This window comes from Streptomyces sp. LZ34 (assembly GCF_053890475.1).
The window spans coordinates 224,448-245,505 of the sequence record NZ_CM132680.1 but is presented as its reverse complement, the minus strand read 5'-3'; the positions used below and the strand labels follow the sequence as shown (position 1 = coordinate 245,505).

Here is a 21,058-nt window from a genome sequence, read left to right as displayed (position 1 = left end):
TTGGATCACTCCGGGACTGATGATCCGGGGGTGCTGGGTGGCTCGGCCGAAGCCATGGGAAGTCGACGACGAGCTGTGGGCGGTGATCGAGCCGCTGCTGCCCAAGGTCGAGCGTCGGGCCCGGCACCCCGGGCGTAAGCGGCATCCGGACCGGTTGGTGTTCCAGGGCATCCTGTTCGTGCTGCACACCGGGATTGCCTGGGAACACCTTCCGCAGGAACTCGGCTTCGGCTCAGGCATGACCTGCTGGCGCCGCCTGGCCGAGTGGACCGAAGCCGGTGTGTGGCCCCGGCTGCACGAGGTCCTCCTCGCCAGGCTTCGCAGCGCGAACGCCCTGGACTTCTCCCGGGCGGCCGTCGACGGTTCCCACATCCGGGCGTTAAAGGGGGCCCAAAGACCGGACGAAGCCCCGTCGACCGGGGCAGGACGGGCAGCAAACACCACCTGATCACCGACGCCACCGGCATCCCACTCGCCGCCACCCTGACCGGCGGCGACCGCAATGACGTCACCCAGCTGATCCCACTGCTTCAGGCTGTGCCGCCGGTGCGGGGCAAACGAGGCTGGCCCCGGCGCCGCCCGGACGTGGTGCTGGGCGACCGCGGCTACGACCACGACAAGTACCGCCGCCTGGTCCGGGATCTCGGCGTGAAGCCGCTGATCGCCCGCCGGGGCACCGAGCACGGCTCCGGACTGGGCACCCAACGCTGGGTCGTGGAGCGAGCATTCGCCCACCTGCACTGGTTCCGCCGCCTGCGGATCCGCTGGGAGATACGCGACGACATCCACGAAGCCTTCCTCACCCTCGGATGCGCACTGATCTGCTGGCGACGTCTGAACTCATTCCGATAGGTGTTCTGAGTGCGGCAGCATCGCGTAGTGCGGTGAGTGTGCCCTTCCGGCCCTGCCCGTGAATGCGTCGAGGTCGGGCATCGGCGGCGTCGAACAGAGCTTGGACCTCGTCGTAGGTCAGAGGCCGACGCCGGGGATCGCCCTCGTACTCCACCGAGTGCAGGACAGAGTTGCCTTCGTGGAAGATCACCTGCGGTGACAGGCCGAACCGTTCCTGGCACGTCTCAACCCACCCGTACCGGCGGTCCAGCAAGTACTCCACGAACAACTCGATCACCACCTCGTAAGACCGAGCCGTAGACAACTGGATCGGCTTGGACCCGCTGCGAAGGTGGACAATGAATGCCTCGCCATCGGCGGGAGTCCACTGCCACGGGTACAACCCCGTGAACTCCTCGAACCGTTGAAGCAGACGCAGCCGAGGGTGGATCGTCGAAGCCTGGAGAAACCGCGCGGACTGCTGCCGAGCCCAACCCTCCCTCATTGCAGAGGAAACCGCTGGCTCCGGGTCCAGAAGGACGACGTTCGGAGCCAGGGCAAGACGCACCGAACCGGGTGCCTCAGCGACCATGTGCGCCGTTGTATCAAACGCATCATTGTTGCGTCCATACAGAGCGGTGCTGGTCACCTGTGCAAGGGGACTCCGGGCATTCCCGCGTCAGGGGATCTGATCAGCAGCAACGGCCGATGCGAAGGTGTACGAACTGTTGCAGCTGATGCAATTCATCCTGTTTGGATACTTCAGCCACCCGCGGCGGCCGGGCTGATAGCGCTGGTGTGCCCTCTCGGCGACCAGCCCCTCGGTGGCGCCTGCTATCGGCGTGGGCGGGCTGTCGGCGGGCGAGGCGCACCGCGGTCTGAGCGGTGCTCCGTCAAAACATGAAAAAATTCCGATAAGGGGCATTGCGGTGCCGGTGGAGGGTGTGGTGGATCTGGAGACCGTCGCCGATGAGCTGTACGGGCTGCCGCCCAGCGACTTCACCACGATCCGGAACCAGCGCGCCCAGGCGGCCCGTGCGGCCGTCGACCGGACCCGGCCGAGTAGATCCACCGCCTGCGCCGCCTCAGGCGCGCGGCCTGGGCCGGCAACCTCCTGGTCCGTGAGAAGCACGAGGAGACCGGGCCCCTGCTGCAGCCTGGTGAGGCACCGCGGCATGCCCACCAGGATCTGCTGGGGAGGGAGTAACTTCGAACGGGAGTCGCGACTGAGTGGTCGCGGAGTACCCGGCGCATCCACGACGCCCTGATCGCCGACCGCCCCGAAGACCGCGTCACACTGCTCGTCCACGCCACATACGGTAAGGTCGTCACCCTCTGCGAGCAGTGGAGCTACCGCACCATCGGCGAAACCGTCCCCTTCGACGACGCACCACTGCTCCGCGGCATGACGCTGCACCTACGCCCTTGAGCAGAGCCATGCCCCGCCGTGCGCTGCCCCGCTTCGTTGATCAGTCCATGACGGTGCCGCACTGGCCGAGGCGTTGGGCCGTGAGCCGCCGCGCTCTCGCCAGCACCCGCGCGAGCCGAGGACTCGTTGGGAGTGAGGGGCTCCTGATGATGGTTCAGGCTCTCAGCAACTCCGGTCGGCAACGGCGGGGCGTGCGGGGACCGGTCCCCGCACGGCGCCATTACCGTGCCGATATGCCGCGATTCGATCTTGATCAGCGTCCCCGGAGCGGGCACTCCCGCGGAGAAACCGGACTTGTGCTCGTACTTGCCGTAAGTCTCCTCGGCGTCGGGTGTTCGAGCAGGCAGGCCACGCCGCGGCCATCGTCCCCCCAACCAACATCCTCGTCCTCGTCCCCCGCCGCACCGCAACCGAGCAAGTACACCCAGGCGCAACTGGCGTCGCGGCCGTGCCTCGCCCTCGACGGGCACGACCTCGCCGCCCTCGGAATCAGCGGTCGGGGGAAACCGGAGTCCGGCAAGCACGGGGCCACATGCCACTGGAAGTTGGCAGGTCAGAACGTCAGCCTTGCACTGGATCTACCACTGTCCTACGCGCGGACTATGACCAAGAACGGGCGCGTCTCGCAGGTGCCGGTGGGGCGGCACAAGGCTGTGCAGGCCGAATTTCAGAAGATCTGCTTCATCTTCGTCGCGGTGCACGATGTCGATCGCTTGATCGGCGCCACGACCATTCCGGACCCCGAGGTATCGCAGGAGGGAACGTGTCCCGCGGGGGCGTCGGTCGCCGCCGCTGCCCTGACTCATATCCGATGACGTCTTCATGTCATTTCTCACGAACATCTCAAAGCCACCCACATCCTCGACTGCTTCCTAAACCGGCCGAAAGTGCTGCTCCTTTGATGCGGATTCCTGGGAACGACCAGGGCTACTCCTCGCCTCACTCGATCCGTTCCCAAGGGAGTGGGGAAGCTCGGCAAGCGGCATGCCCTCGATGGGCCGGGGCCGCCCGTTCGATCAGTGTCCGGGCCACGTCGTCCCGTCAAGGGCGCCTTCGGTGTCGCTCACGCGATGCGCTGCGCGTACGCCATCAGCCCCCTCAAGGGCCTAAAGGATGCGACGGTGAGATGGTCCCGGACCCTACACATCACCCCTTGATCTAAACCTGCGGTGTCCCGCCGATGTCAGAACAGAAGCTTCGATCAGCGCCCTGATCTCGTCGAGGATGGTCGCCGGCTGGGTCCGGAGCGCGGGCCGGCGTGTGTCACAGCTCGAGGACGAGGGAGCCGACCGCCTGGCGTGAGGCGAGGCGGGTGTAGCCGTCCTCGAAGTCGGCCAGCGGGATCCGGCTGTCGATAACCGGCCGGAGCTTGCCCGCGGCGGCCAGCTCGCCTATGCCGCGCAGGGCTGGGGCGATGTCCTTGGTGGAGCGCGAGAAGATGGAGAGGCCGGTGACGTGCTTCTCTGCACCCATCAGCTCCATCACCTCCAGGTCGGCCCGCATGCCGCCGACAAAGCCGAGCGAGACCAGGGTGCCGTGTCGGCGCAGTGCGTGCAGGAGCTCGCCCAGGAGGGAGCCGCCGACGGGGTCGAGAGCCAGGTCGGCGCCTTGGCCGTCGGTCAGCTCCGCGACCGCCTCGCCGAGATCGCGGGCGGACCGGTCGATCACCGCCCAGGCGCCGGCCTGCTCGGCGCGGCGGGCCTTCTGGGGGGTGGAGACGATCGCGATCGGGCGGGCCCCCAGGGCGGCGGCCGTCTGGATCGAGGCGTGGCCGACGGAGCCGGTGGCGCCGGAGACCAGCACGGTCTGACCTGGCTTGACCTGCGCGGCGTCGGTGAGGGCGAGGTAGGCGGTGAGGTAGTTGACGGTCAGTGCCGCGCCTTCGGCCCAGTCGAAGGTGTCGGGGAGCGCCAGGAGGCGGTCCTCGTCGACGGCCACCCACTCCTGGAAGAGACCGTCGGTGGTCGTACCCAGCTCACCACCGCCGTAGACGGCCACCCTGGTGCCGGGCGCGAACCGCTCGCCCTCCTCGACAACGCCCGCACCCTCGGCGCTGAGCACCAGCGGGGCGGTTGCGTACTGCGGGCCGAAGGCGCCGGTGCGTACCGTGTCGCTGTACGGGCTGATCGTTGCCGCCCGCACCCTGACCAGCGCCTGCCCGGGCTTGCGTACGGGCATCGACCGCTCTTCCACGGCCATGTGCGGCGGGGTTCCGAAGCGTCGCGTCACAATCGCCTTCATCGCGGACTGTCAACGGCCTCTTGATCGTCCCCGCTGGCGGCCTCGAGACATCCCCGCTGGTGGAAGGCATGATCGCCCCGCTCGCGGCCAGATATTCTCCCCACCCTGGGTCGGTGTGGATCAGCTGAAGGGCTTCACTCCCTTTCCGGTGGTGGCCTCGGTGAATCTGAATGAATCACCCTGAGTGACCGTGACGTGGGCATGATGGAGGAGCCGGTCGACGGTCGCGGTGGCCAGGGTCTTGGGCATGATCTCGTCGAATCCAGACGGGTGGAGGTTGCTCGAAACCGCGATCGAGCGCCGTTCATATGCGGCATCCACCAGGCGGTAGAAGCCCTCGGCGGCGTCCTCGGAGACGGGCAGCAGCCCGATGTCGTCGACGATGATCAGGTCCGAGCGGACGATCTTCGCCAGCGCCCGGGCGATCGAGTCGTCCGCGCGGTGGCGGCGGACCAGGGCGCCCAGGTCCTCGATGGTGAACCAGGCGACAGTCAGGCCGGCCTCGACCGCGGTTTGCCCGAGCGCCTCGGTGAAGTGCGACTTTCCCGTTCCCGACGGTCCGCAAATACAGAAGTTCTCCCGGCGGCCGACCCATTCCAGACTCTTCAGGGCGTCCTGGGTGGCCCTGGGTATGGACGACTTGGACTCATGCCAGTCCCCGAAGGTCTTCCCGGTGGGGAACCCGGCCCGCTTGCGGCGGGTGTGCAGGTTGGCCCGGTCGCGTCCGGCCGCCTCCTCGGCCAGCAGGACGCGGACGACCTCGGCGGGATCCCAGCGTTGGGCCTTGGCGGTGGGAATGATGTCGGTCAACGACCGGCGGATGTGCGGGAGTTTGAGCCGCTTGGTCAGCTCGATGGCCTCGGCGAGCGGGTCTCCGTTGGTGCCGGGAACGGTGCGCAGAGGGGTGGCCATCAGGAGTGGTCGCTTTCGTCGTACTCGGAAAGATCAGCAGTGCTCGGGGCGGCGGCGCCGAGGGCGGACCAGGCGGAGGTGCCAGGCTGCAGCGAGTGGGCCTCGCTGCGGCGGACCGGCTCGGCCAGGCCGTGGACGGCCTGATAGTCGAGGATCGACATGAGATCCTTGTCCGCGAAGCGGGCGGTGACCGCGGCGGTGCCGAGTGCGCGGTCAACTTCCGCTATGGAGTAGAGCTTTGAGAGGGCGACGGCCTCGGCCATCTTCGCCTTGATCCTGCGAACCCCGGCCGCCCCGGCCTCGATCAGCCAGCTCGCGGCACCGGGTCCGAGCTGGAGAAACGCGGCCTCCTCGGCGGAGGTCGCCCTCGGAGTGCGGTCGGCTTCCTTGTCCTCGCGCGGCGGATAGTGGGCATCCTCCAGGACCGGGCTGCCGGGCTCGCCGCGCGGGTGGCGGGCGACCTCGACCGCGGAGCCGGTCTCGTCGACGGCGGTGACGATCAGCTCGTCGCCGTGGAAACGGGCCCAGACCCGGGTGTCGATCAGCTGGTGCGGGACCGAGTAGCGGACCGCGTCGACCGAGATCGTCGATTCCCAGGAGACCCGCCGGGTGGTGCCGAAGGCCGCGGTGAACGGCCGCCGCGGCAGCGGGTGCAGCCGCTGCCGTTCTTCCGCGAGCCGCTCGACGGGCTTGCGCCGAGTCGCCTTGTGGGGGCGGGAGTTGACCTCTTCGCAGAACTGCCGGCAGGCGGCCTCCAGCTCACCGAAGGTCTTGTACTGCTCGCGCAGATTGACGTCCCTGGGCACCAGATCGGCCTTCGCGAGCTTCACCGTGGACTCGCTGCCGCCCTTCGTCTCCGGGTCCGCCGGCAGACATGTACGGATCGTCGTGCCGTAGTGCCGGGCGACCTCGACGACCTCCGGATTGCGGACCGCGATCCCGGCGACGTGGTCGGTGGTGACCGTCTTCTCGTTGTCGGTGAGGACGTAGGCCGGGATGCCGCCGATCCGGCGGAACGTGGTGTCCAGACATGCGGTGATCGTTGGCAGCGTCTTGTCCCAGATCGGAATGACGACGCGGAAACGCGACCAGGCCAGCCATGCGCAGAACAGCGTGGTCTTGCGGCCTTTGATCACCGGGCCGTCGCCGAAGTCGTACTGAAGCCAGAGCCCGGGCTCGGTCACCCACGGCCGATAGACACGACGCCGACCTGCCCTGAACTGGGCTTTTGCCTCGGCAACGGTGCGGCGGGTGGTGCGTTCCCCGCCGGTGAAGCCCATCGCAGCGATCCTCTTGTGGACCACGTCCGCGCGGATCTTGCCCTGCGAGCGGACCACCAGTTCCTCGATCTTCGGCAGATAGTCGTCGATCTGCCGGGCCCGGTGCCGGCGCTTGTCGGGCTGCTGGCCGGCCGCCCGCATCTTCACGTACCGGGCCACCGTGTGGTGGTCGCACCCGGCCAGCTCGGCCGCGGCACGGTAACTGCCTGTGAGGTCGTATGCCTCAAGGATCTCCATGATCTCCCTGCTGTTCTTCACCCGCTCCAGCGTCGCCGAGCGGGACTACTCGGGGCGAGCGGGGAGAAAACTGGCCGTACTCGGGGAAACCCGTGGCCACAAAATGCGCCGTATATGGCCGCCACCGGGGAGCTTACGGAGGCCGCCGTCAGCGGACTTCTCTGTGGCTCGTGCGCTGCCGGGTCGGGACTCCGCAGGGGGGCAGCGGATCTGTGGCCGGGCGATGCGTGCCCCGGCCTGCATCCAGCCTCGCGCTCCTCGGTCCCGCGCAAGGCGCCCGCGCGGGCCCAGCCGAACCTAGGTCCAGCTGGGCCACCTTTGCCGGGCCGCCCACCGCACCACCGTCACACAATGGGCATATGGACCAGAACGCCGAACTGGGAGAGTTCCTCCGCTCGCGCCGGGCCCGCCTGAGCCCCGAGGCAGCGGGTGTGGCCCCGAGCGGCGGGGCCCGCAGGGTGCCGGGTCTGCGCCGCGAGGAGGTCGCGCGGCTGGCCGGAGTGAGCACCGACTACTACACCCGCCTGGAACAGGGCCGCCATCCCAACGTGTCCGAGGGTGTCCTGGACGCCGTGGCCCGCGCCCTGCGCCTGGACGCCGTGGAATGCGACCACCTCTTCCACGTCGCCCGCCCTCGCACCGCGCGCTCACCCCGTAGCCGGACCTCTCCGTCCCACCGGGTGCGGCCGGAGGCCCACCAGATGCTGGACATCCTCGGCGGCGTCTCACCGGCCTTCATCGTCAACCACCGCCAAGACGTCCTGGCCTCCAACCATCTCGCCCGCGCCCTGATTACGGACTTCGAGGCGCTGGCGCACCGCGAGCGCAACTTCGCCCGCTTCGTCCTGCTCGATCCCGCCGCCCGGGAGCTGTACGCGGACTGGGATGCGGTCGCGGAGATCGTCGTGGCCAATCTGCGCCTGGCATCCGGGCGCCATCCCGACGACACCCGGCTGAACGAACTCATAGGCGAGGCATGCGTCAAGGTGCCGGAGTTCAACGCCTGGTGGTCGAGCCACCGCCTCGACCAGTGCGCTTACGGTGCCCAGCGTTTCCAGCACCCAGTAGTCGGTGAACTCACCCTGCACCACGAGACGCTGGCCTTCCCCGCCGACCCGGACCACACCATCTGCCTGTACACCGCGGAACCCGGCTCCACCTCCGCGCAGTCCCTCGGCCTGCTCGCAAGTTGGAGCGCCCCTGACGGCTCCACTGATACCGATGTCCCCGACCGTCCGGGTCCCGGCGCGGCGCACCGAGCCTGACCCCCGCCGGATGCGGGAGCGCCCAGCGAACACCGCCGTGCGGATGCCGCACGGACCAGATCACTCATCGAAGGGAACCCCCGATGCCTCACTCCACCCCGCCGGCGGTCGGCGGCTCCGACCGCGCGGGCGCGCACCTGCGGCTTCTCTGGCCCCAGTGGCAGGGCGCCGGAGCGGCCATGGTCGGGCAGCTCGTCCCCGAGCTGCCGTTCGACATCGCCCGCCGCGGGCTACGCCGTGGGTACCACGGTCCTCCAAGCGGTCCTGCCGCCGCACGACGGGCCTACCGCGACAGTCCCGGTCACGATGGACGACGACGGCCTGGCGACCCGCGACGGTGTCGAGGCCAAGGAGGTCGTGCTGCGGCAGCTCGCGAGCGCCCTGGACGTCATCCGTGGTCACAACCCGGCCCGGATCACGACGCTCGGCGGCGAGTGCTCGGTGAGCGTGGCCCCGTTCGCCGAGCTGGCCCGCCGCTACGGCGACGACCTCGCGGTGATCTGGATCGACTCCCACCCTGACGTCGCCACCCCCGACAGCGCCTACAAGGGCTACCACGCGATGGCCGCCACCGCCCTCACCGGCCACGGCGACCCCGACGTACAGAAACTGCTGCCGGCCACCGTTGCGCCGGAGCGGGTCGCCCTGGTCGGGCTTCACGAGTGGACCGAGGACGACATCCCCAACGTCACCACCTGGGGCATCCAGTCGTTCGCCCCCGACGACCTGCGCGCCTCCAGCCAGCCACTCCTCGACTGGATCGATTCCACCGGTTGCTCGCGCGTCGCCGTCCACTTCGACGTCGACACGGTTGACAGCAACGAGACGGGCCTGGGCCTCGGCCTGGTGCCGGGCGGCCTGACCAGTCGCGAGGTGCGCCGCATCGCCGCCGACCTCGACCAGGCCACGGACGTCATCGGCCTCACGATCGCGGAGTTCGTCCCCCGGCAGGTCATCCAGCTCCAGCAACTCCTGACCAGCTTCCCCCTGCTCGACGGGAACCCGGCGGCCTGACGGCCACCGCACATGCGGCCCCGCGAAATGCCCCTCAGTTCCGCTTTGCCGGCCAGAAGCAGAGCCCAGTCGGACTCCGGTCGTCCGGCAAGAAAAGGGACGGGGTTGGCGGTCAGCAGGCTGGGGTCCCATGCCGTCCGGGCTCCCACGTCCTTTGTCAGCGAGAGCATCATGGCGATGTGATTGACAAGGTCTTTCACCGTGAACTCCGAACATGGGGTCGGGTTCTGGTACTGGTCCACCGGCGCACCGTTGACGGCGCCCACGACCAGATCGATGCTCTGTGCCAGCTGCTCAGCCCTAGTCGGTGGCATCATGGGGCGTCCTGCCTTCTAAGTCGTGGGTCTGATCTGGTCATTCGTAGGATCGGAGGGCCCGGGGTTTCTGGGTATGGCTGTCATGTGGGCGGCGGGTTCGACGGCTCAAAGGACTGGCCGCCCGGAGCCCCGCGACGACTCGACCGCCAATTGGGAGACGCGACTGCATCGCTGCTGTAGGACAACGTCGGCGAGGTCGTCCGCGGGACCGATGTGAAGGCGAGCTGGCGGAGGGGCCGCGGCTGCTGTCCCGCCGTGTGCTGAACGACGAGACCGAGCTGCTTCAGCCCATCGGTGACGTCCTGGCGATATCCACCGACGTGCTGTGGGCTGTCGACCTCGACCACGGCGGTGCCGCCCTGCTCATCGGGCTGCTGCTCGGCCATGACCAGCCGATGGCCTACCTCACCGGCCTGGCGGTCCACCGCGCCTCGGCCACCTATAAACGTGAGGGCAAAACGGATGCGAAGCACGCCTTCGTCATCGCCGACCAGGCCCGTGTCCGCCGGGATCTGGGCCTGCTGCGGCCCGGTGACGAGATCGCCGTCGACCTGCGCACCCTGACCACCCGACGGTTGGACGTGGTCTTCGACCGGACCCGGCAAATCAACCGTCCGCGAGCTCAACTGCTCAAGAGCTACCCAGCGTTGGAGCGGTCGCTGGACCTGGTCAACGAGGGGTCGGTGCTGCTGTTGGCCGGCTATCAGGCTCCGGCCGCGATCCGCCGCGCGGGCGCGAAGCGGATCGAAACCTGGCTGAGGAACCGCAAGGTCCGCGGTGCCGCTGTGCTCGCGCAGAAAGCGGTGGAGGCCGCGCGGGCCCAGCAGACCGTTCTGCCCGGCGAGAAGCTGGCCGCCGCCATGGTGGTCCGCCTCGCGAAGGGAGTGATGGCCCTCGATGAGGAGATCGCCGAGCTCGACGCCCTGATCGAGGCCCGGTTTCGCGAGCATCCGCACGCCGAGGTGATCCGCAGCCTGCCCGGCATGGGAGTCAGGCTCGGTGCCGAGTTCATCGCTGCGACCGGCGGAGACATGGACGCCTTCGGCAGCGCCGACCGGCTGGCCGGCTCTGCCGGCCTGGCCCCCAGGCCCCGCGACTCCGGCCGCGTCAGCGGTAACCTGCGCAGGCCCAGGCGCTACCACCGTGGTCTGCTGCGGAGCATGTACCTCTCGGCGATGGTCAGCATCACGGTCTGCCCTGCCTCCAAGGCGTACTACCGACGCAAGCGCAGCGAGGGGAAGGGCCACAAGCAGGCCTTGCTCGCTCTCGCCCGCCGCAGACTCGACGTCCTGTGGGCCATGATTCGTGACGGAGCGTGCTACCAAAGTTCACCTCCCGCCACGGCTGAGGCTTGACATCACGCAGGTACGACGTCGTCTCAGTCGATGAAGAGGCTCCATGCGACGGCGTTGAGGTTGTCGGCGAGGAAGATGTCGGTCCCTCCCAGGCGCTTCTCCCAGGACGGCATCAGCTCTGCTGCGCGGGTGACGACCGCGTCCATCCAGACCTTGAGCTCCGCCTGCCGATTGTTCGCCGGCACCTTGGCAGCGACCGCTGCCTCCTTCAGGTCGACCGTCCGCAGCGCCTCGGCAGCGGAGGTCCGCAGGTCGCGAATGTACTCGCGGTTCGTCTGCACGTCCTCGGGAGTGCCGTACAGGGACATGTGACCAGTCACGATGGTTTCGAAGTCGTACTCGAGCAGCTGATCCATGGCCTCGAAGTACGCGGGCACATGCGCGGAGAAGACAAGGCGGAAGAACGGCGCGTTCCTGACTGTGAAGCTGTCCATCGCCGCCATGGTCTTCTGTTCCGGGAGGTGAATGAACAGATTGCCCGCCTGGTGCCAGTCCCCCGTGTAGTCGAGGACGAACCTCACCCCGTCGATGTCCAGCTCTTTCCGTCTCCCGCTGAAGGTCTCGGTGGGCAGAGGCCGCCTGCCGTCGCGCGCCTCCTTGATGAACTCACCGGTGAGCTCATGAGAGATGATCTTCAGGCCGTCCCAGTTCAGCAGGTGAGCGGCCCCGATGTGGTCGGAGTGCGCGTGGCTGTAGATGAGGTGAGTGAGCGGCTTCGAGGTGACCTCCTCGATGGCCGCCCGCAGCTTGTCACCCAGGACCGGAGGAGCGTCCACGAGGACAACTCCATTCTTGGTCACCAGGAACATATTGTTGACCATCCCTTGGGTGATGCCGTAGGCACCACCGCCCAGGTCAGTGACGACGTAACCGGACTCGGGGATTTCCGGACCTTGAGCGAAATCGGGCACAGGCGCGAATGTAGTCATTGGTGATCTCCTTTTCGGCTGGTTACGCTCGCACCCCGCCGGTCGAGGACCACGAGGTACTAGAGGCCGGCGACAAACGCACTGATGTGGGAGGCGACCTGGGCGGGCACCTCCAACGGCGACAGGTGGCCGGTACCGCCGAGCTCGGTGAGGGTGGCGGTGGGGATCAGGGGGAGCAGGTGTTCGCGCAGGACCTGCGGCGGGTCCACCTTGTCGTCGCTGCCGCCCAGCACCAGTACGGGAACGTTGATCGCACCGACCCTGTCCGTGATGTCCTCGACCAGCGCCTGTCGCGGCCACGCCATGCGAGCCGCCACGCCTGCCCGGGAGCTGTCCTCGTGAACCTGCCGACGCGCCTCGGCGGACAGCTCGCCACGGGTCAGTACCAGATCGATGCTTTGGCCGATGGTCTCGTCGTTGTCGTAAGCGTGCGCCAGCGCCTCCTGGGACTCGGGCGTCACCCCGACCGGAGCCGGCGGGGCGGGTGCGACGAGCACCACGCCCTTCAGCCCGGCGGGGCGGCGGGAGGCGAGCGCCTGCGCCACCTTCCCGCCCATCGAGTGGCCCACCACGACGTACTCGCCATAGCCGAGTTCGTCGATGACGCGCTCGGCATCGTCGGTGAGCTGCTCGATGCCGTAAGGGCCAGGCACCTCGGTGGACTCACCCCAGCCGCGGTGGTCGTAGGAGACGAACGTCTGTTCGGGGTCGAGGTGCTCGATGACCGGCTGCCACGTGCGGTGGGAGCCACCCCAGTAGTGGAGGAAGACCAGGGCCGGGCCGTCGCCCTCGCGGACGTGGCCGTAGACCCGCCCGTCCTTCACATTGAAGTACCGGCCGATCGGGGTGTGTGTGGTCACGACAGTCAGAAGTCCTTACCTGGGCCGGTGCGGAGCCGCTCTGCCGCGGCCGCTGCCGGCGCGAGCCCCGGCGGTGGGACTGCGCTGCTCATGACTCGATCGTCGGCCAGGCTTTCTCGATCAGCCACAAGCTCCTATGCCACGATGCGAAATTTTCGGGACACGCCCATGCGGGCGGTCATTCGCTGACCACCACAGCGTTGCCGCTCCTCGGTGTCACCCCGGTGGCTGCGATCACGCTGACGGTTTCCCCGGCTGATGTGCTGATACGGCTGCTCAGGTGGCTAAGGCACTGCACAGCCGCGACACATTCACCCGCCACAGGCCGCCAGGCCTGTTCCTGCGGTGTCCCCGCCCGGCGCGGCCTGTCCAGAAAGTTACGGCCATAGCATTGGAGCCATGGCTCCTCATTGCGTCGCGGTCCTGGTGCTGCCCCTCGTACTCCCCATCGACCTCGGCATCCCTACGCAGATCTTCAACGCGCGGCCCAACACTCCGTACGAACTCACGGTGTGCAGCGGAGCCCGTGGCGCCATCACGACCAGCACGGGATTCACGGTCGGAGGCACTGCAGGGCTGCCGGCCCTGGCCCAGGCGGACACGATCATCGTGCCTGGCTACTGGGACTATCAGCTGCCACCGGCACCCGAGGTCACAGCGGCTCTGAAACTTGCCTTCCGCCGGGGCGCCCGCATCGCCTCCATCTGCACCGGCGCCTTCGCACTCGCCGCAGCCGGGCTGCTCAACGGCCGTACGGTAACCACGCACTGGGCCAGCGCCGACGACCTCGAAAAGCTCTATCCCCAGACCCGGGTCGACCGCAACGTCCTCTACATCGACGATGACCCCCTGCTGACCTCAGCGGGCGTGACCGCCGGCGTCGACCTGTGCCTCTACATCGTCCGCAAGGACCTCGGTGCTGTTATCGCCAACGACATCGCCCGCGAACTGGTCGCCGCGCCGCACCGCGGCGGCGGCCAGGCCCAGTACATCGCCCACTCCTTGCCCGAGCCCACCGCACACACCCTCGCCGACACCCGCGACTGGGCCTTGAGCCACCTCGACGATCGCCTCACGCTGGAGGTTCTTGCCCGACACGCACGCGTCTCCGCCCGCACACTGGTCCGCATATGGCGTCAGGAAACCGGTATCACCCCGCACCAGTGGCTGCTCACCGCCCGCATCAACCATGCCCGCGAACTCCTGGAAGTCACCGACCTCGGCATCGAACAGATCGCAGCCCAAAGCGGCCTCGGCACCAGCACCAACCTCCGTGCCAGGTTCCGCGACGCCCTCGGCACCACACCATCCGCCTACCGGCGGGTCTTCCAGCAGACAACCACAGCAGCGTCCCATCCCCGCCGGAAGTGAAAACCAAGAGCCTGCGCACCGAGGTGAGCCGGCCAGGTCGATCGCGGCGGCTCGGATGTCTCGAAAATTACGATTCCTGTCACTGAACACCGTCGTTGATCGACGCGACTGCGACGAGGATCGGCAGCTGGGGCAACCCTCACAGATGCGGGACCGCTGCCATGCCGATGCTCGACGTGTACGCCCCGAAGGGGACCTCCAGCGACAAGCACGCCCTGGCCAAGAAGAAGCTCGCTGAGAGTATCCATATGACCACCAACGCGGACGCCCTCAACCGCGAGCAGCAGCTCGGACTGGTGCAAGACATCTCCGCCCTCATCGCCCCAGCAGCCGGAGACACTTCCCCTCGGAGCGCACCTGGGTGGCACTGTGAGGCCGCTGCAGGCGACTGGGGCATCGGCGGGCACGCCTACACCAACGATCGAGATCGTGCAGGCCGGAAGGAAGCTGCTCGGCAAGGCCGAGCGGCTCTGGTCCCCCGACTACATCCAGTACAGCGCCGGCGTCGCGCCCGGCCGGGAGGGGCTTTTCGACCTGGTCAAGAGCCTCCCGGCGGAGCTGAAGCACGAATGCGACCTGATCATGGCGGAAGGGGACATGGTGCAGTCCCTGAGCGGCCGGCCAATGTAAGGCGACAACTTCCCCGAGGAGCGCTGAGAATGAGCACCTATCGAGTCGCGCAGGTGACCGCCCCGAACGGCACGTTCGGACTCACCGAGCGAGCGGTGCCGCAGCCGGGTTTCGGCCAAGTCAGGATCGCTGTGGAGGCATGCGGCGTCTGCCACACCGACGCCCTCTTCGTGAGCGGCGGACTACCAGACGTATCGTTCCCCGAGGTACCCGGACATGAGATCGCCGGGCGCATCGAGGAGCTGGGCGAAGGCGCGCAGGACCGTGGCTGGCAGATCGGTGACTGGGTCGCGGTCGGCTGGTTCGGGGGCAGCTGCGGACACTGCAGGCCCTGCCGGGAGGGCGACTTCATCGTCTGCCCGAACCTGAAGGTCCCGGGATGGGCGTACGATGGAGGATTCGCCGAGAAGGTGATCGTGCCCGTCGACGCCCTGGCCCGCATCCCGGACGGACTGGCGGCGAGCGACGCGGGACCGATGGCATGCGCGGGTGTGACCGTCTTCAACGGCATGCGGCGCAGCTCCGCCCGGGCCGGAGATCTGGTCGCGGTGCTCGGCCTCGGCGGTCTGGGGCACCTCGGAGTGCAGTTCGCGGTCGCGATGGGTTTCGAGACCGTGGCGATCGCCCGCGGCCCTGAGAAGGCCGACTTCGCCGAGCAGCTCGGCGCCCACCACTACATCGACAGCACCTCTGGCACTCCGGTCGCCGAGGCCCTGCAGTCCCTCGGCGGCGCCCGGGTTGTCCTGGCCACCGCCGGGAACTCCGAGGCCATCACATCCACCGTGGGCGGCATGGCCCCCCGCGGAGAGCTGGTGGTCATCGGAGCGGACACCGCACCGCTCGGCATCAGCCCGTCCCAGCTGCTCACGGGCGCCCACGTTGTCCGGGGCCACCCGGCCGGTACCTCGCAGGACGTGGAGGACGCTATGACGTTCAGTGCCCTGCGCGGCATCCGCCCCATGACCGAGACCGTGCCGCTGGACCGTGCGGACGAGGCCTACCAGAAGATGCTGGCCGGCAAGGCGCGCTTCAGGATGGTGCTCACGGTCGGCTGACACCCGTCAGCCGGTACGGCTCTCCCCTTACCTTGCCGATTACCTTGCCGATCAGGCCAAGTCACTCGGTTTCCGAGGCCACCCGGCCGAGGTGGGTGACTCTGACATACGGGTTACCGCGAACACCATGGCCGTCAACACCCGCTCTCGCCGTGTCATGGAGAAGTCGGGTCTGTCCTTCGTGCGGAACTTCACCGGGGACTGGCCGGATGCGATCGAGGGCTCTGAGCATGGCGAAGTCGAGTACGAACTCACCCGGACCGAGCCTTGATCTCCCGTACCGCACCAAGCATCTCCTCGACCTGGGTGGGCTCCCGTGTCATCGGGGGGACGGCTCCGGTTGCGTCCTGACCGTGTGCGTCGCAGGCTGCTGCTATGGACCATCCAGGAGTCGGGGCGCTGCCCATCCTGGTGACCGGCGCCGCGGGCAGTGTCGGTGCCGTCGGACGTTCTGTCGTCGAGAGCCTTCGGCGACGTGGCCTGCCTGTCCGGGCCGCGGTGCGTCGCGAGGACGATCGCGCTCGGGCGTTGCGGGCGACCGGGGCCGAGGTCGTGGTCGCGGATCTGACGCGTGCGGGCGAGGTTGCCGGCGCTCTGGATGGTTGCGGGCGGATGTATTTCGGCATGGGTGTGTCGGCGCAGTACCTGGAGGGGGCCCTGACGGCAGCGGTGGTCGCGCGTGCGTACGGGCGCCTGGAGGTGTTCGTGAACATGTCGCAGCTGACCGTCTCCGAGATGGACCTCACCCATACCTCCGAGTCGGAGCAGCAGCGGCAGCACTGGCTGGTCGAGCAGGTCCTCGGCTGGTCGGGCCTGCCCGTTGTCCAGATCAGGCCTACCGTGTTCCTGGAGAATCCGCTCTTCCGTGTCGGCTTCTCCTCGGTCGCGAAGACGGGCACCATCAGGCTGCCCTTCGGCCAGGCGAAGACCTCCCCGGTGGCGGCCGGCGACGTCGCCGCGGTCGTGGAGGAGGTCCTGGCCGACCCGGCTCCGCACATCGGGCGGATCTACGAGCTGACCGGCACCCGTTCGGAGGGCATTACCGCCATGGCGGCACAGGTCTCGGCAGTCCTGGGCCGGCCGGTCGGCTATCGCGACGTCCCTCTGCAGGAGTGGATCGACCACGATCTCAGGCCGCTGGGGCTGCCGGACCACGTCTTCCAGCACATCTCCACCATGGCCCGCCTCCATGCGGAGAACCGGTACGACCGCGAGGCGGACGGTGTGGAGCGGGTCACCGGGCGGTCCCCTTCGGGTGTGGCCGACTTCGTCCGGACGCACGCCGACTGGTTCACCGGCGCATGAGCGGTGAACATTTCGGCCCGGCTGTCGCCACGGCCGGCGGCCGAGAACGATGAAGCGCTCGTGGCGGAAAGCACGTGCTGCTGCAGGACGTCGGCTGACGCCCCGGCCAAGCCCCACACACCAGCGCGCAGGAGCAGAATCATGAACCGTCGTGTCGTCTACCCCCGTGGCGGGTCGCCCGCCGACGTCCTGACCGTCATCGACGAGCCGGAGCCGGCAGTGCCCGAGCGCGGCCAAGTACTCATCCGCACCACGGCCTTCTCGGTGCACCCTGGTGATCTCCAGGCCATCGAGGCCTACCCAGGGAAGGCCGCACAGCCGGTTCCGGCCGGCGCGGAGGCCACCGGCGTGGTGGCGGCGATCGGCCCGGAAACGCACGTGGCGCCGGGTGTCGAGGTCGGCGGCCGAGTCACGGTCTTTCCCCAGCCGGGGGCGTGGTCCCAGTGGATCGCGGCGGACGCCGAGGTGGTCGTCGCCGTACCGGACGAGCTGCCGGACGAGGTCGCCGCGCAGCTGCTGGCGAACCCGCTCACCACGGTGATGCTGCGCCGTGAGGCGCAGGAGCACCTGGCCTTCGGATACGACGGTCTTCTGGTACAGACCGCCGCAGGCTCGTCGGTCGGGCGCCTGGTGACGGGCGTCGCCCAGTTCCACAACCTGGCGCTGGTCAACGTCGTCCGCAGCGACCGCGGTGCCGCCGAGCTGCGCAACCGCTTCCCGGGCGTGCCGGTCGTGTCGACAGAGCATCCTGGCTGGGCCGACCAGGTCCGCGAGGCAGCCGGCGGCCGTCCGGTGAGTGTGGCATTCGACCCGATCGGCGGGAAGCTGGCGGAGAGCCTTCTGGACCTGTTGACCCCGGGCGGGAAGCTGGTCAGTTATGGGCTGATCGCTCAGGAGCCGATCTCGGTGCGTGCGTCGATGCTGCTGAACAAGTCGCTGACGCTGCGGGGCAAGAACATCGGCCGGTGGCTGTCCGAGGCCTCGGCCGCGAGGCGGGCATCCGACGTCGCCACCGCCAAGCAGATCGCGCTGGGACTCAAGGACCAGTTCGACGTGGCGGCCACGTACGGACTGGGCGAGCTGGCCAACGCCGTGGAACACGTGGTACGACCCGGCAAAGTCGGCACCATCCTCGTCCGCCTGTGACAGCCCTCTGCGCACGCCCCCGTCGATCGGCAGCATCACGCCCGTGAGGTACGACGCGGCAGGTGACAGCAGGAAAGCGGCGCTCCGGGCGAATTCCTCGGGGGTTCCGCAGCGGCTCAGAGGGACGTCGGTCATCGCACGGGCACGGGCGGCCTCGGTGTCGCCGGACCGCGCGTCGAGTTCGCGTGCCCGGTCGGTTTCGATGCGGCCGGGCACGAGGCCGACGACGCGGATGCCCCGGGGCCCAACTCATTCGACAGATTCTTCGCGTAGCCGGCCAGGCCCGGCCGGAAGGCATTGGAGATCGAGAGGCCGGGAATCGGCTCGTACACGGAGCTGGAGAGGACGAAGCCGATGACGGCTTCCTCGCCAAGCTCAGCCGCAACGGCGCGAGACAGCCGCACCGCGCCGAGAGAGACCGACTCGAAGGTGGCGCGCCACTGGTCGAAACATCAGGAGAAAACGCCCTCTAAGTGGGCATTTAGAGATGTTCCGTGTCGGTAAGTAACTTTCGTGGCCGTCGTGCTTGAGGCGTTTGCCCTATGCGCGCACCCTCGCATCCATCAAGCTGCGGACTTGGCCGCCCGTTTGTCCGGTTCTTGTGCACGAAGTCCGTCTGGTTTGAAGATCAGGCAGAAACGCCCAGCAGTAGCGGAACAGCACCGTCCGCCATATCCATGATCACGCTACGGCGTGAGCGAGCGCAAGCCGTACCCCAGCGACCTGTCCGACGCCCGATGGGCCTTAATCGAGCCGACGGTGACGGCCTGGAGAAAAGCCCGGCTCGACCGCAGGCCCACCGGGCAGCCGGCCAAGGTCGACCTGCGCGACGTATTCAACGCACTCCTCTACATCAACCGCACCGGAATCCCCTGGAAATACCTCCCGCACGACTTCCCCAACCATGGCACTGTCTACGCCTACTACGCCGCCTGGCGCGACGAGGGAATCCTCAACCAGCTCAACCACGACCTGACCGGCCTGGCCCGCGTGAAGGAAGGACGCAAGCCCGAACCCACCGCATCCGTGATCGACACCCAGAGCGTGAAGACCTCCACCAACGTGCCCCTGACCAGCCAGGGAACCGATGCCGCCAAGAAGATCGTCGGCAGGAAACGGGGCATCCTCACCGACACGATCGGACTCATCCTCGCCGTGACTGTCACCGCCGCGAGCCTGTCCGAGAACGCCGTCGGAATACGCCTCCTCGACCAGGCCAAGAAGACCTACCCGACCATCTCCAAGAGCTGGGTCGACACCGGCTTCAAGAACGCCGTCATCGAGCACGGCGCCAGCCTCGGAATCGACGTCGAAGTCGTCAACAGAAACCCAGGAGTTCGCGGCTTCCACGTTCTCAAAAGGCGCTGGGTTGTCGAACGAAGCATTGGTTGGATCATGCTGCACCGGCGCCTCGCCCGAGACTACGAGACCCTGCCCGCCAGCTCCGAGGCCATGATCCACGTCGCCTCGATCGACAACCTCACCAAGCGCATAACAGACGAAACGACACCCACCTGGCGAGGAACTTACTAGGAGATAAAGGGCAATCCACCTAGATCAAACGCCCACTAACACCGGATGGCTGTGTGGTTCCGCTGGAAGGCATCCACACGCAGGTCCCGGGTGCGGGACAGATGGCGGATCATCGTCGTGCGCGCCGTTTCCGTATCGCCTCGGCGGATGGCGTCGAGGATCATGACGTGTTCCTCCTGGCCGGCACGGAGGGCCTTGTCCAGGTGGTCGACCTGCGTCATCTGCGCGTTGTAGATCTGCTGGAGTACGTCGAGTCCGTCGAGCAGCCGGGACATCGTGCCGTTGCGTGCCGCGGCGCGCAGAGCCTGGTGCCACGCGGTGTTGAGCTCGACGTGCTTCTCCTGGTCCGTGCAGTGTTCGGCTTCGGCGGTGATGCGCGCCAGTGACGCCAGGTCGTGACGGGATGCCTGTTCCGCAGCCGCCGCGGCGCAGGCGGACTCGAGGATGATCCGGACGTCGTAGATCTCGCGGATCTCCTCCGGGGTCCGCGTCTTGACGACGTAGCCGCGTATCTCGCGGTTGATCAGCTCTTCCTGGGCCAGCCTGGCGAGTGCTTCCCGTACGGGGGTGCGGGAGACGCCGAGCTTCTTCGCCAGGGCTGTCTCCAGGAGGACGGCTCCTGGCGGGAGTTCACCGCCGACGATCATGGCCCGGATGGACTCGTACTGCGCGGCAGCGGAGTCGTAGACGCTCATGCGAAGGTCACCGGCCCACGTGCTGTGTCAACGGTGAAGGAAAGCCTCAAGGGGCCTGAGCTCAGCGGCAGGGTGGTGCCGACGGCCAGGAGGAGGGCGCGGACCCCGTCCGGGTCCGGGGTGCGGGCGGACAGGTCCAGCAGTGGGGTCTGCGGGAGGGCGGCCTGGGTGGGGTGGGCCGATCCGGTCCAGTCGATGAGGAACGGGACGAGGCCGGAGGGATGCGCGGTGTCGGAGGAGGTCAGGCGCCACGTCAGCAGGGTGCCGTCCGGGCGGCGGCGGCTCATCGGGAATACCGGTCCCGGGTCGTAACCGACCGCGCGGGCATGGGCCACCGCCTTGTCCAGGTCGGGTGGGCTGACAGCCCAGGTCACCGTCCGGGGACCCGTCAGTTGGTCGATACCGAAGGGGCGGGGCTGCGGGGGCTCGGGCTGGTCCGGGTCCGGGCCGATGATCTCCAGATAACCGGAACCGCCCAGCGATACCAGGTAGTTGCGGGTCCCGCGGCCGAGGTGGGTGCCGCCGGGGACCGGTTGCACGCCCGTGCGTCGGGCGAAGTCGGCGACCGTCGCCTCGAGATCGGGCGTGGCGAAGACGAGGTGGTCGAGGAGTCCGGGATGGGCGTTCATCTCGGGGAGATTACGTACACGCGT

The 21,058-nt window shown here is 68.1% G+C and carries 20 protein-coding genes and 2 pseudogenes; 12 read left to right on the top strand and 10 right to left on the bottom strand.

Annotation, left to right across the window (positions count from 1 at the left end; translation table 11 throughout):
* The first annotated feature begins 19 nt into the window (after window positions 1-19).
* Window positions 20-852, top strand: a protein-coding gene (locus ACWY4P_RS01115; protein WP_456208188.1) for an IS5 family transposase whose coding sequence is annotated in 2 segments (ribosomal slippage) — window positions 20-380 and window positions 380-852 — 834 coding nt in all. Because the reading frame shifts where the segments join, the coding sequence is not laid out codon by codon here.
* Here the strand turns inward: ACWY4P_RS01115 and ACWY4P_RS01110 are convergent.
* Together ACWY4P_RS01110 and ACWY4P_RS01105 are read right to left on the bottom strand one after the other, a co-directional pair.
* On the bottom strand, window positions 800-1,480 hold the full coding sequence (locus ACWY4P_RS01110; protein WP_456208187.1) for a hypothetical protein: 681 nt from the start codon (window positions 1,478-1,480) through the stop codon (window positions 800-802). The two genes, ACWY4P_RS01115 and ACWY4P_RS01110, sit on opposite strands and share 53 nt — an antisense overlap.
* A gap of 30 nt (window positions 1,481-1,510) precedes the next feature.
* A complete protein-coding gene (locus tag ACWY4P_RS01105) occupies window positions 1,511-2,140 on the bottom strand; it encodes a hypothetical protein (RefSeq protein ID WP_456208186.1) in 630 nt (209 codons plus the stop codon).
* 128 nt (window positions 2,141-2,268) lie between these two features.
* Between ACWY4P_RS01105 and ACWY4P_RS01100 the strand changes: the two genes are divergently transcribed.
* The gene (locus ACWY4P_RS01100; RefSeq protein ID WP_456208185.1) at window positions 2,269-3,075 is read left to right on the top strand and encodes a DUF3558 family protein; all 807 of its coding nucleotides are present in this window, start codon (window positions 2,269-2,271) and stop codon (window positions 3,073-3,075) included.
* Between the two features lie 448 nt (window positions 3,076-3,523).
* Here ACWY4P_RS01100 and ACWY4P_RS01095 read toward each other — a convergent pair whose 3' ends face one another.
* The 3 genes from ACWY4P_RS01095 to istA all read right to left on the bottom strand — a co-directional run bounded on the left by ACWY4P_RS01095 (window position 3,524) and on the right by istA (window position 6,951).
* On the bottom strand, window positions 3,524-4,438 hold the full coding sequence (locus ACWY4P_RS01095) for a quinone oxidoreductase family protein (protein WP_456208184.1): 915 nt from the start codon (window positions 4,436-4,438) through the stop codon (window positions 3,524-3,526).
* A gap of 183 nt (window positions 4,439-4,621) precedes the next feature.
* Entirely contained in the window at window positions 4,622-5,413 is a 792-nt protein-coding gene (istB, locus tag ACWY4P_RS01090; protein WP_456206335.1) for an IS21-like element helper ATPase IstB, read from the bottom strand.
* Window positions 5,413-6,951: an IS21 family transposase gene (gene istA / locus ACWY4P_RS01085; RefSeq protein WP_456206336.1), complete on the bottom strand. Its 1,539-nt coding sequence runs from the start codon at window positions 6,949-6,951 to the stop codon at window positions 5,413-5,415. Before istA ends, istB begins: the two co-directional genes overlap by 1 nt.
* 338 nt (window positions 6,952-7,289) lie before the next feature.
* Between istA and ACWY4P_RS01080 the strand changes: the two genes are divergently transcribed.
* From ACWY4P_RS01080 to ACWY4P_RS01070, 3 genes are all read left to right on the top strand, one after another.
* Window positions 7,290-8,195, top strand: a complete 906-nt coding sequence (locus tag ACWY4P_RS01080; RefSeq protein WP_456208183.1) for a helix-turn-helix transcriptional regulator — start codon at window positions 7,290-7,292, stop codon at window positions 8,193-8,195.
* A gap of 306 nt (window positions 8,196-8,501) precedes the next feature.
* Window positions 8,502-9,209, top strand: coding sequence for an arginase family protein (locus tag ACWY4P_RS01075; protein ID WP_456208182.1), 708 nt, complete (start codon window positions 8,502-8,504; stop codon window positions 9,207-9,209).
* 541 nt (window positions 9,210-9,750) lie between these two features.
* Window positions 9,751-10,881 (top strand): IS110 family RNA-guided transposase, encoded by a 1,131-nt coding sequence (locus tag ACWY4P_RS01070; protein ID WP_456213363.1) that lies wholly within the window; start codon window positions 9,751-9,753, stop codon window positions 10,879-10,881.
* A 23-nt stretch (window positions 10,882-10,904) separates the two neighbouring features.
* Here the strand turns inward: ACWY4P_RS01070 and ACWY4P_RS01065 are convergent, their stop codons facing one another.
* Together ACWY4P_RS01065 and ACWY4P_RS01060 are read right to left on the bottom strand one after the other, a co-directional pair.
* Entirely contained in the window at window positions 10,905-11,792 is an 888-nt protein-coding gene (locus ACWY4P_RS01065; protein ID WP_456208181.1) for an MBL fold metallo-hydrolase, read from the bottom strand.
* Between the two features lie 77 nt (window positions 11,793-11,869).
* Window positions 11,870-12,670: an alpha/beta fold hydrolase gene (locus ACWY4P_RS01060; protein WP_456208180.1), complete on the bottom strand. Its 801-nt coding sequence runs from the start codon at window positions 12,668-12,670 to the stop codon at window positions 11,870-11,872.
* 399 nt (window positions 12,671-13,069) lie between these two features.
* Between ACWY4P_RS01060 and ACWY4P_RS01055 the strand changes: the two genes are divergently transcribed.
* The 6 genes and pseudogenes from ACWY4P_RS01055 to ACWY4P_RS01030 all read left to right on the top strand — a co-directional run bounded on the left by ACWY4P_RS01055 (window position 13,070) and on the right by ACWY4P_RS01030 (window position 18,177).
* Complete coding sequence (locus ACWY4P_RS01055) at window positions 13,070-14,041, top strand: GlxA family transcriptional regulator (RefSeq protein WP_456208179.1); 972 nt, start codon at window positions 13,070-13,072, stop codon at window positions 14,039-14,041.
* Between the two features lie 429 nt (window positions 14,042-14,470).
* A complete protein-coding gene (locus ACWY4P_RS01050; RefSeq protein WP_456208178.1) occupies window positions 14,471-14,671 on the top strand; it encodes a hypothetical protein in 201 nt (66 codons plus the stop codon).
* A 29-nt stretch (window positions 14,672-14,700) separates the two neighbouring features.
* Entirely contained in the window at window positions 14,701-15,726 is a 1,026-nt protein-coding gene (locus ACWY4P_RS01045) for an alcohol dehydrogenase catalytic domain-containing protein (protein ID WP_456208177.1), read from the top strand.
* 109 nt (window positions 15,727-15,835) lie between these two features.
* Window positions 15,836-15,997 (top strand): annotated as a pseudogene (locus ACWY4P_RS01040) (GNAT family N-acetyltransferase); the annotation flags it as partial.
* Window positions 15,998-16,101: 104 nt separating this feature from the next.
* Entirely contained in the window at window positions 16,102-17,031 is a 930-nt protein-coding gene (locus tag ACWY4P_RS01035) for an NmrA family NAD(P)-binding protein (RefSeq protein WP_456208176.1), read from the top strand.
* Window positions 17,032-17,172: 141 nt separating this feature from the next.
* Window positions 17,173-18,177 (top strand): zinc-binding dehydrogenase, encoded by a 1,005-nt coding sequence (locus tag ACWY4P_RS01030; RefSeq protein WP_456208175.1) that lies wholly within the window; start codon window positions 17,173-17,175, stop codon window positions 18,175-18,177.
* Between the two features lie 3 nt (window positions 18,178-18,180).
* On the opposite strand, the pseudogene ACWY4P_RS01025 reads toward ACWY4P_RS01030, so the two are convergent.
* Window positions 18,181-18,623: pseudogene (locus ACWY4P_RS01025) on the bottom strand (SDR family oxidoreductase); the annotation flags it as partial.
* 247 nt (window positions 18,624-18,870) lie between these two features.
* Between ACWY4P_RS01025 and ACWY4P_RS01020 the strand changes: the two are divergent.
* Complete coding sequence (locus ACWY4P_RS01020; protein ID WP_456208174.1) at window positions 18,871-19,710, top strand: IS5 family transposase; 840 nt, start codon at window positions 18,871-18,873, stop codon at window positions 19,708-19,710.
* 35 nt (window positions 19,711-19,745) lie between these two features.
* On the opposite strand, the gene ACWY4P_RS01015 is transcribed toward ACWY4P_RS01020, so the two are convergent.
* Window positions 19,746-20,405, bottom strand: coding sequence for a GntR family transcriptional regulator (locus tag ACWY4P_RS01015; protein WP_456208173.1), 660 nt, complete (start codon window positions 20,403-20,405; stop codon window positions 19,746-19,748).
* Window positions 20,402-21,034: a VOC family protein gene (locus ACWY4P_RS01010; RefSeq protein WP_456208172.1), complete on the bottom strand. Its 633-nt coding sequence runs from the start codon at window positions 21,032-21,034 to the stop codon at window positions 20,402-20,404. Before ACWY4P_RS01010 ends, ACWY4P_RS01015 begins: the two co-directional genes overlap by 4 nt.
* Window positions 21,035-21,058: the final 24 nt, after the last annotated feature.

What these genes read in the sequence shown, in the direction of transcription:
- ACWY4P_RS01015 (WP_456208173.1), bottom strand. Translation starts at nt 20,405, where the DNA reads ATGAGCGTCTACGACTCCGCTGCCGCGCAGTACGAGTCCATCCGGGCC.
- istB (WP_456206335.1), bottom strand. Translation starts at nt 5,413, where the DNA reads ATGGCCACCCCTCTGCGCACCGTTCCCGGCACCAACGGAGACCCGCTC.
- ACWY4P_RS01035 (WP_456208176.1), top strand. Translation starts at nt 16,102, where the DNA reads ATGGACCATCCAGGAGTCGGGGCGCTGCCCATCCTGGTGACCGGCGCC.
- ACWY4P_RS01075 (WP_456208182.1), top strand. Translation starts at nt 8,502, where the DNA reads ATGGACGACGACGGCCTGGCGACCCGCGACGGTGTCGAGGCCAAGGAG.
- ACWY4P_RS01030 (WP_456208175.1), top strand. Translation starts at nt 17,173, where the DNA reads ATGAACCGTCGTGTCGTCTACCCCCGTGGCGGGTCGCCCGCCGACGTC.
- ACWY4P_RS01095 (WP_456208184.1), bottom strand. Translation starts at nt 4,438, where the DNA reads ATGCCCGTACGCAAGCCCGGGCAGGCGCTGGTCAGGGTGCGGGCGGCA.
- ACWY4P_RS01045 (WP_456208177.1), top strand. Translation starts at nt 14,701, where the DNA reads ATGAGCACCTATCGAGTCGCGCAGGTGACCGCCCCGAACGGCACGTTC.
- ACWY4P_RS01080 (WP_456208183.1), top strand. Translation starts at nt 7,290, where the DNA reads ATGGACCAGAACGCCGAACTGGGAGAGTTCCTCCGCTCGCGCCGGGCC.
- ACWY4P_RS01010 (WP_456208172.1), bottom strand. Translation starts at nt 21,034, where the DNA reads ATGAACGCCCATCCCGGACTCCTCGACCACCTCGTCTTCGCCACGCCC.
- ACWY4P_RS01055 (WP_456208179.1), top strand. Translation starts at nt 13,070, where the DNA reads ATGGCTCCTCATTGCGTCGCGGTCCTGGTGCTGCCCCTCGTACTCCCC.
- ACWY4P_RS01100 (WP_456208185.1), top strand. Translation starts at nt 2,269, where the DNA reads ATGCCCCGCCGTGCGCTGCCCCGCTTCGTTGATCAGTCCATGACGGTG.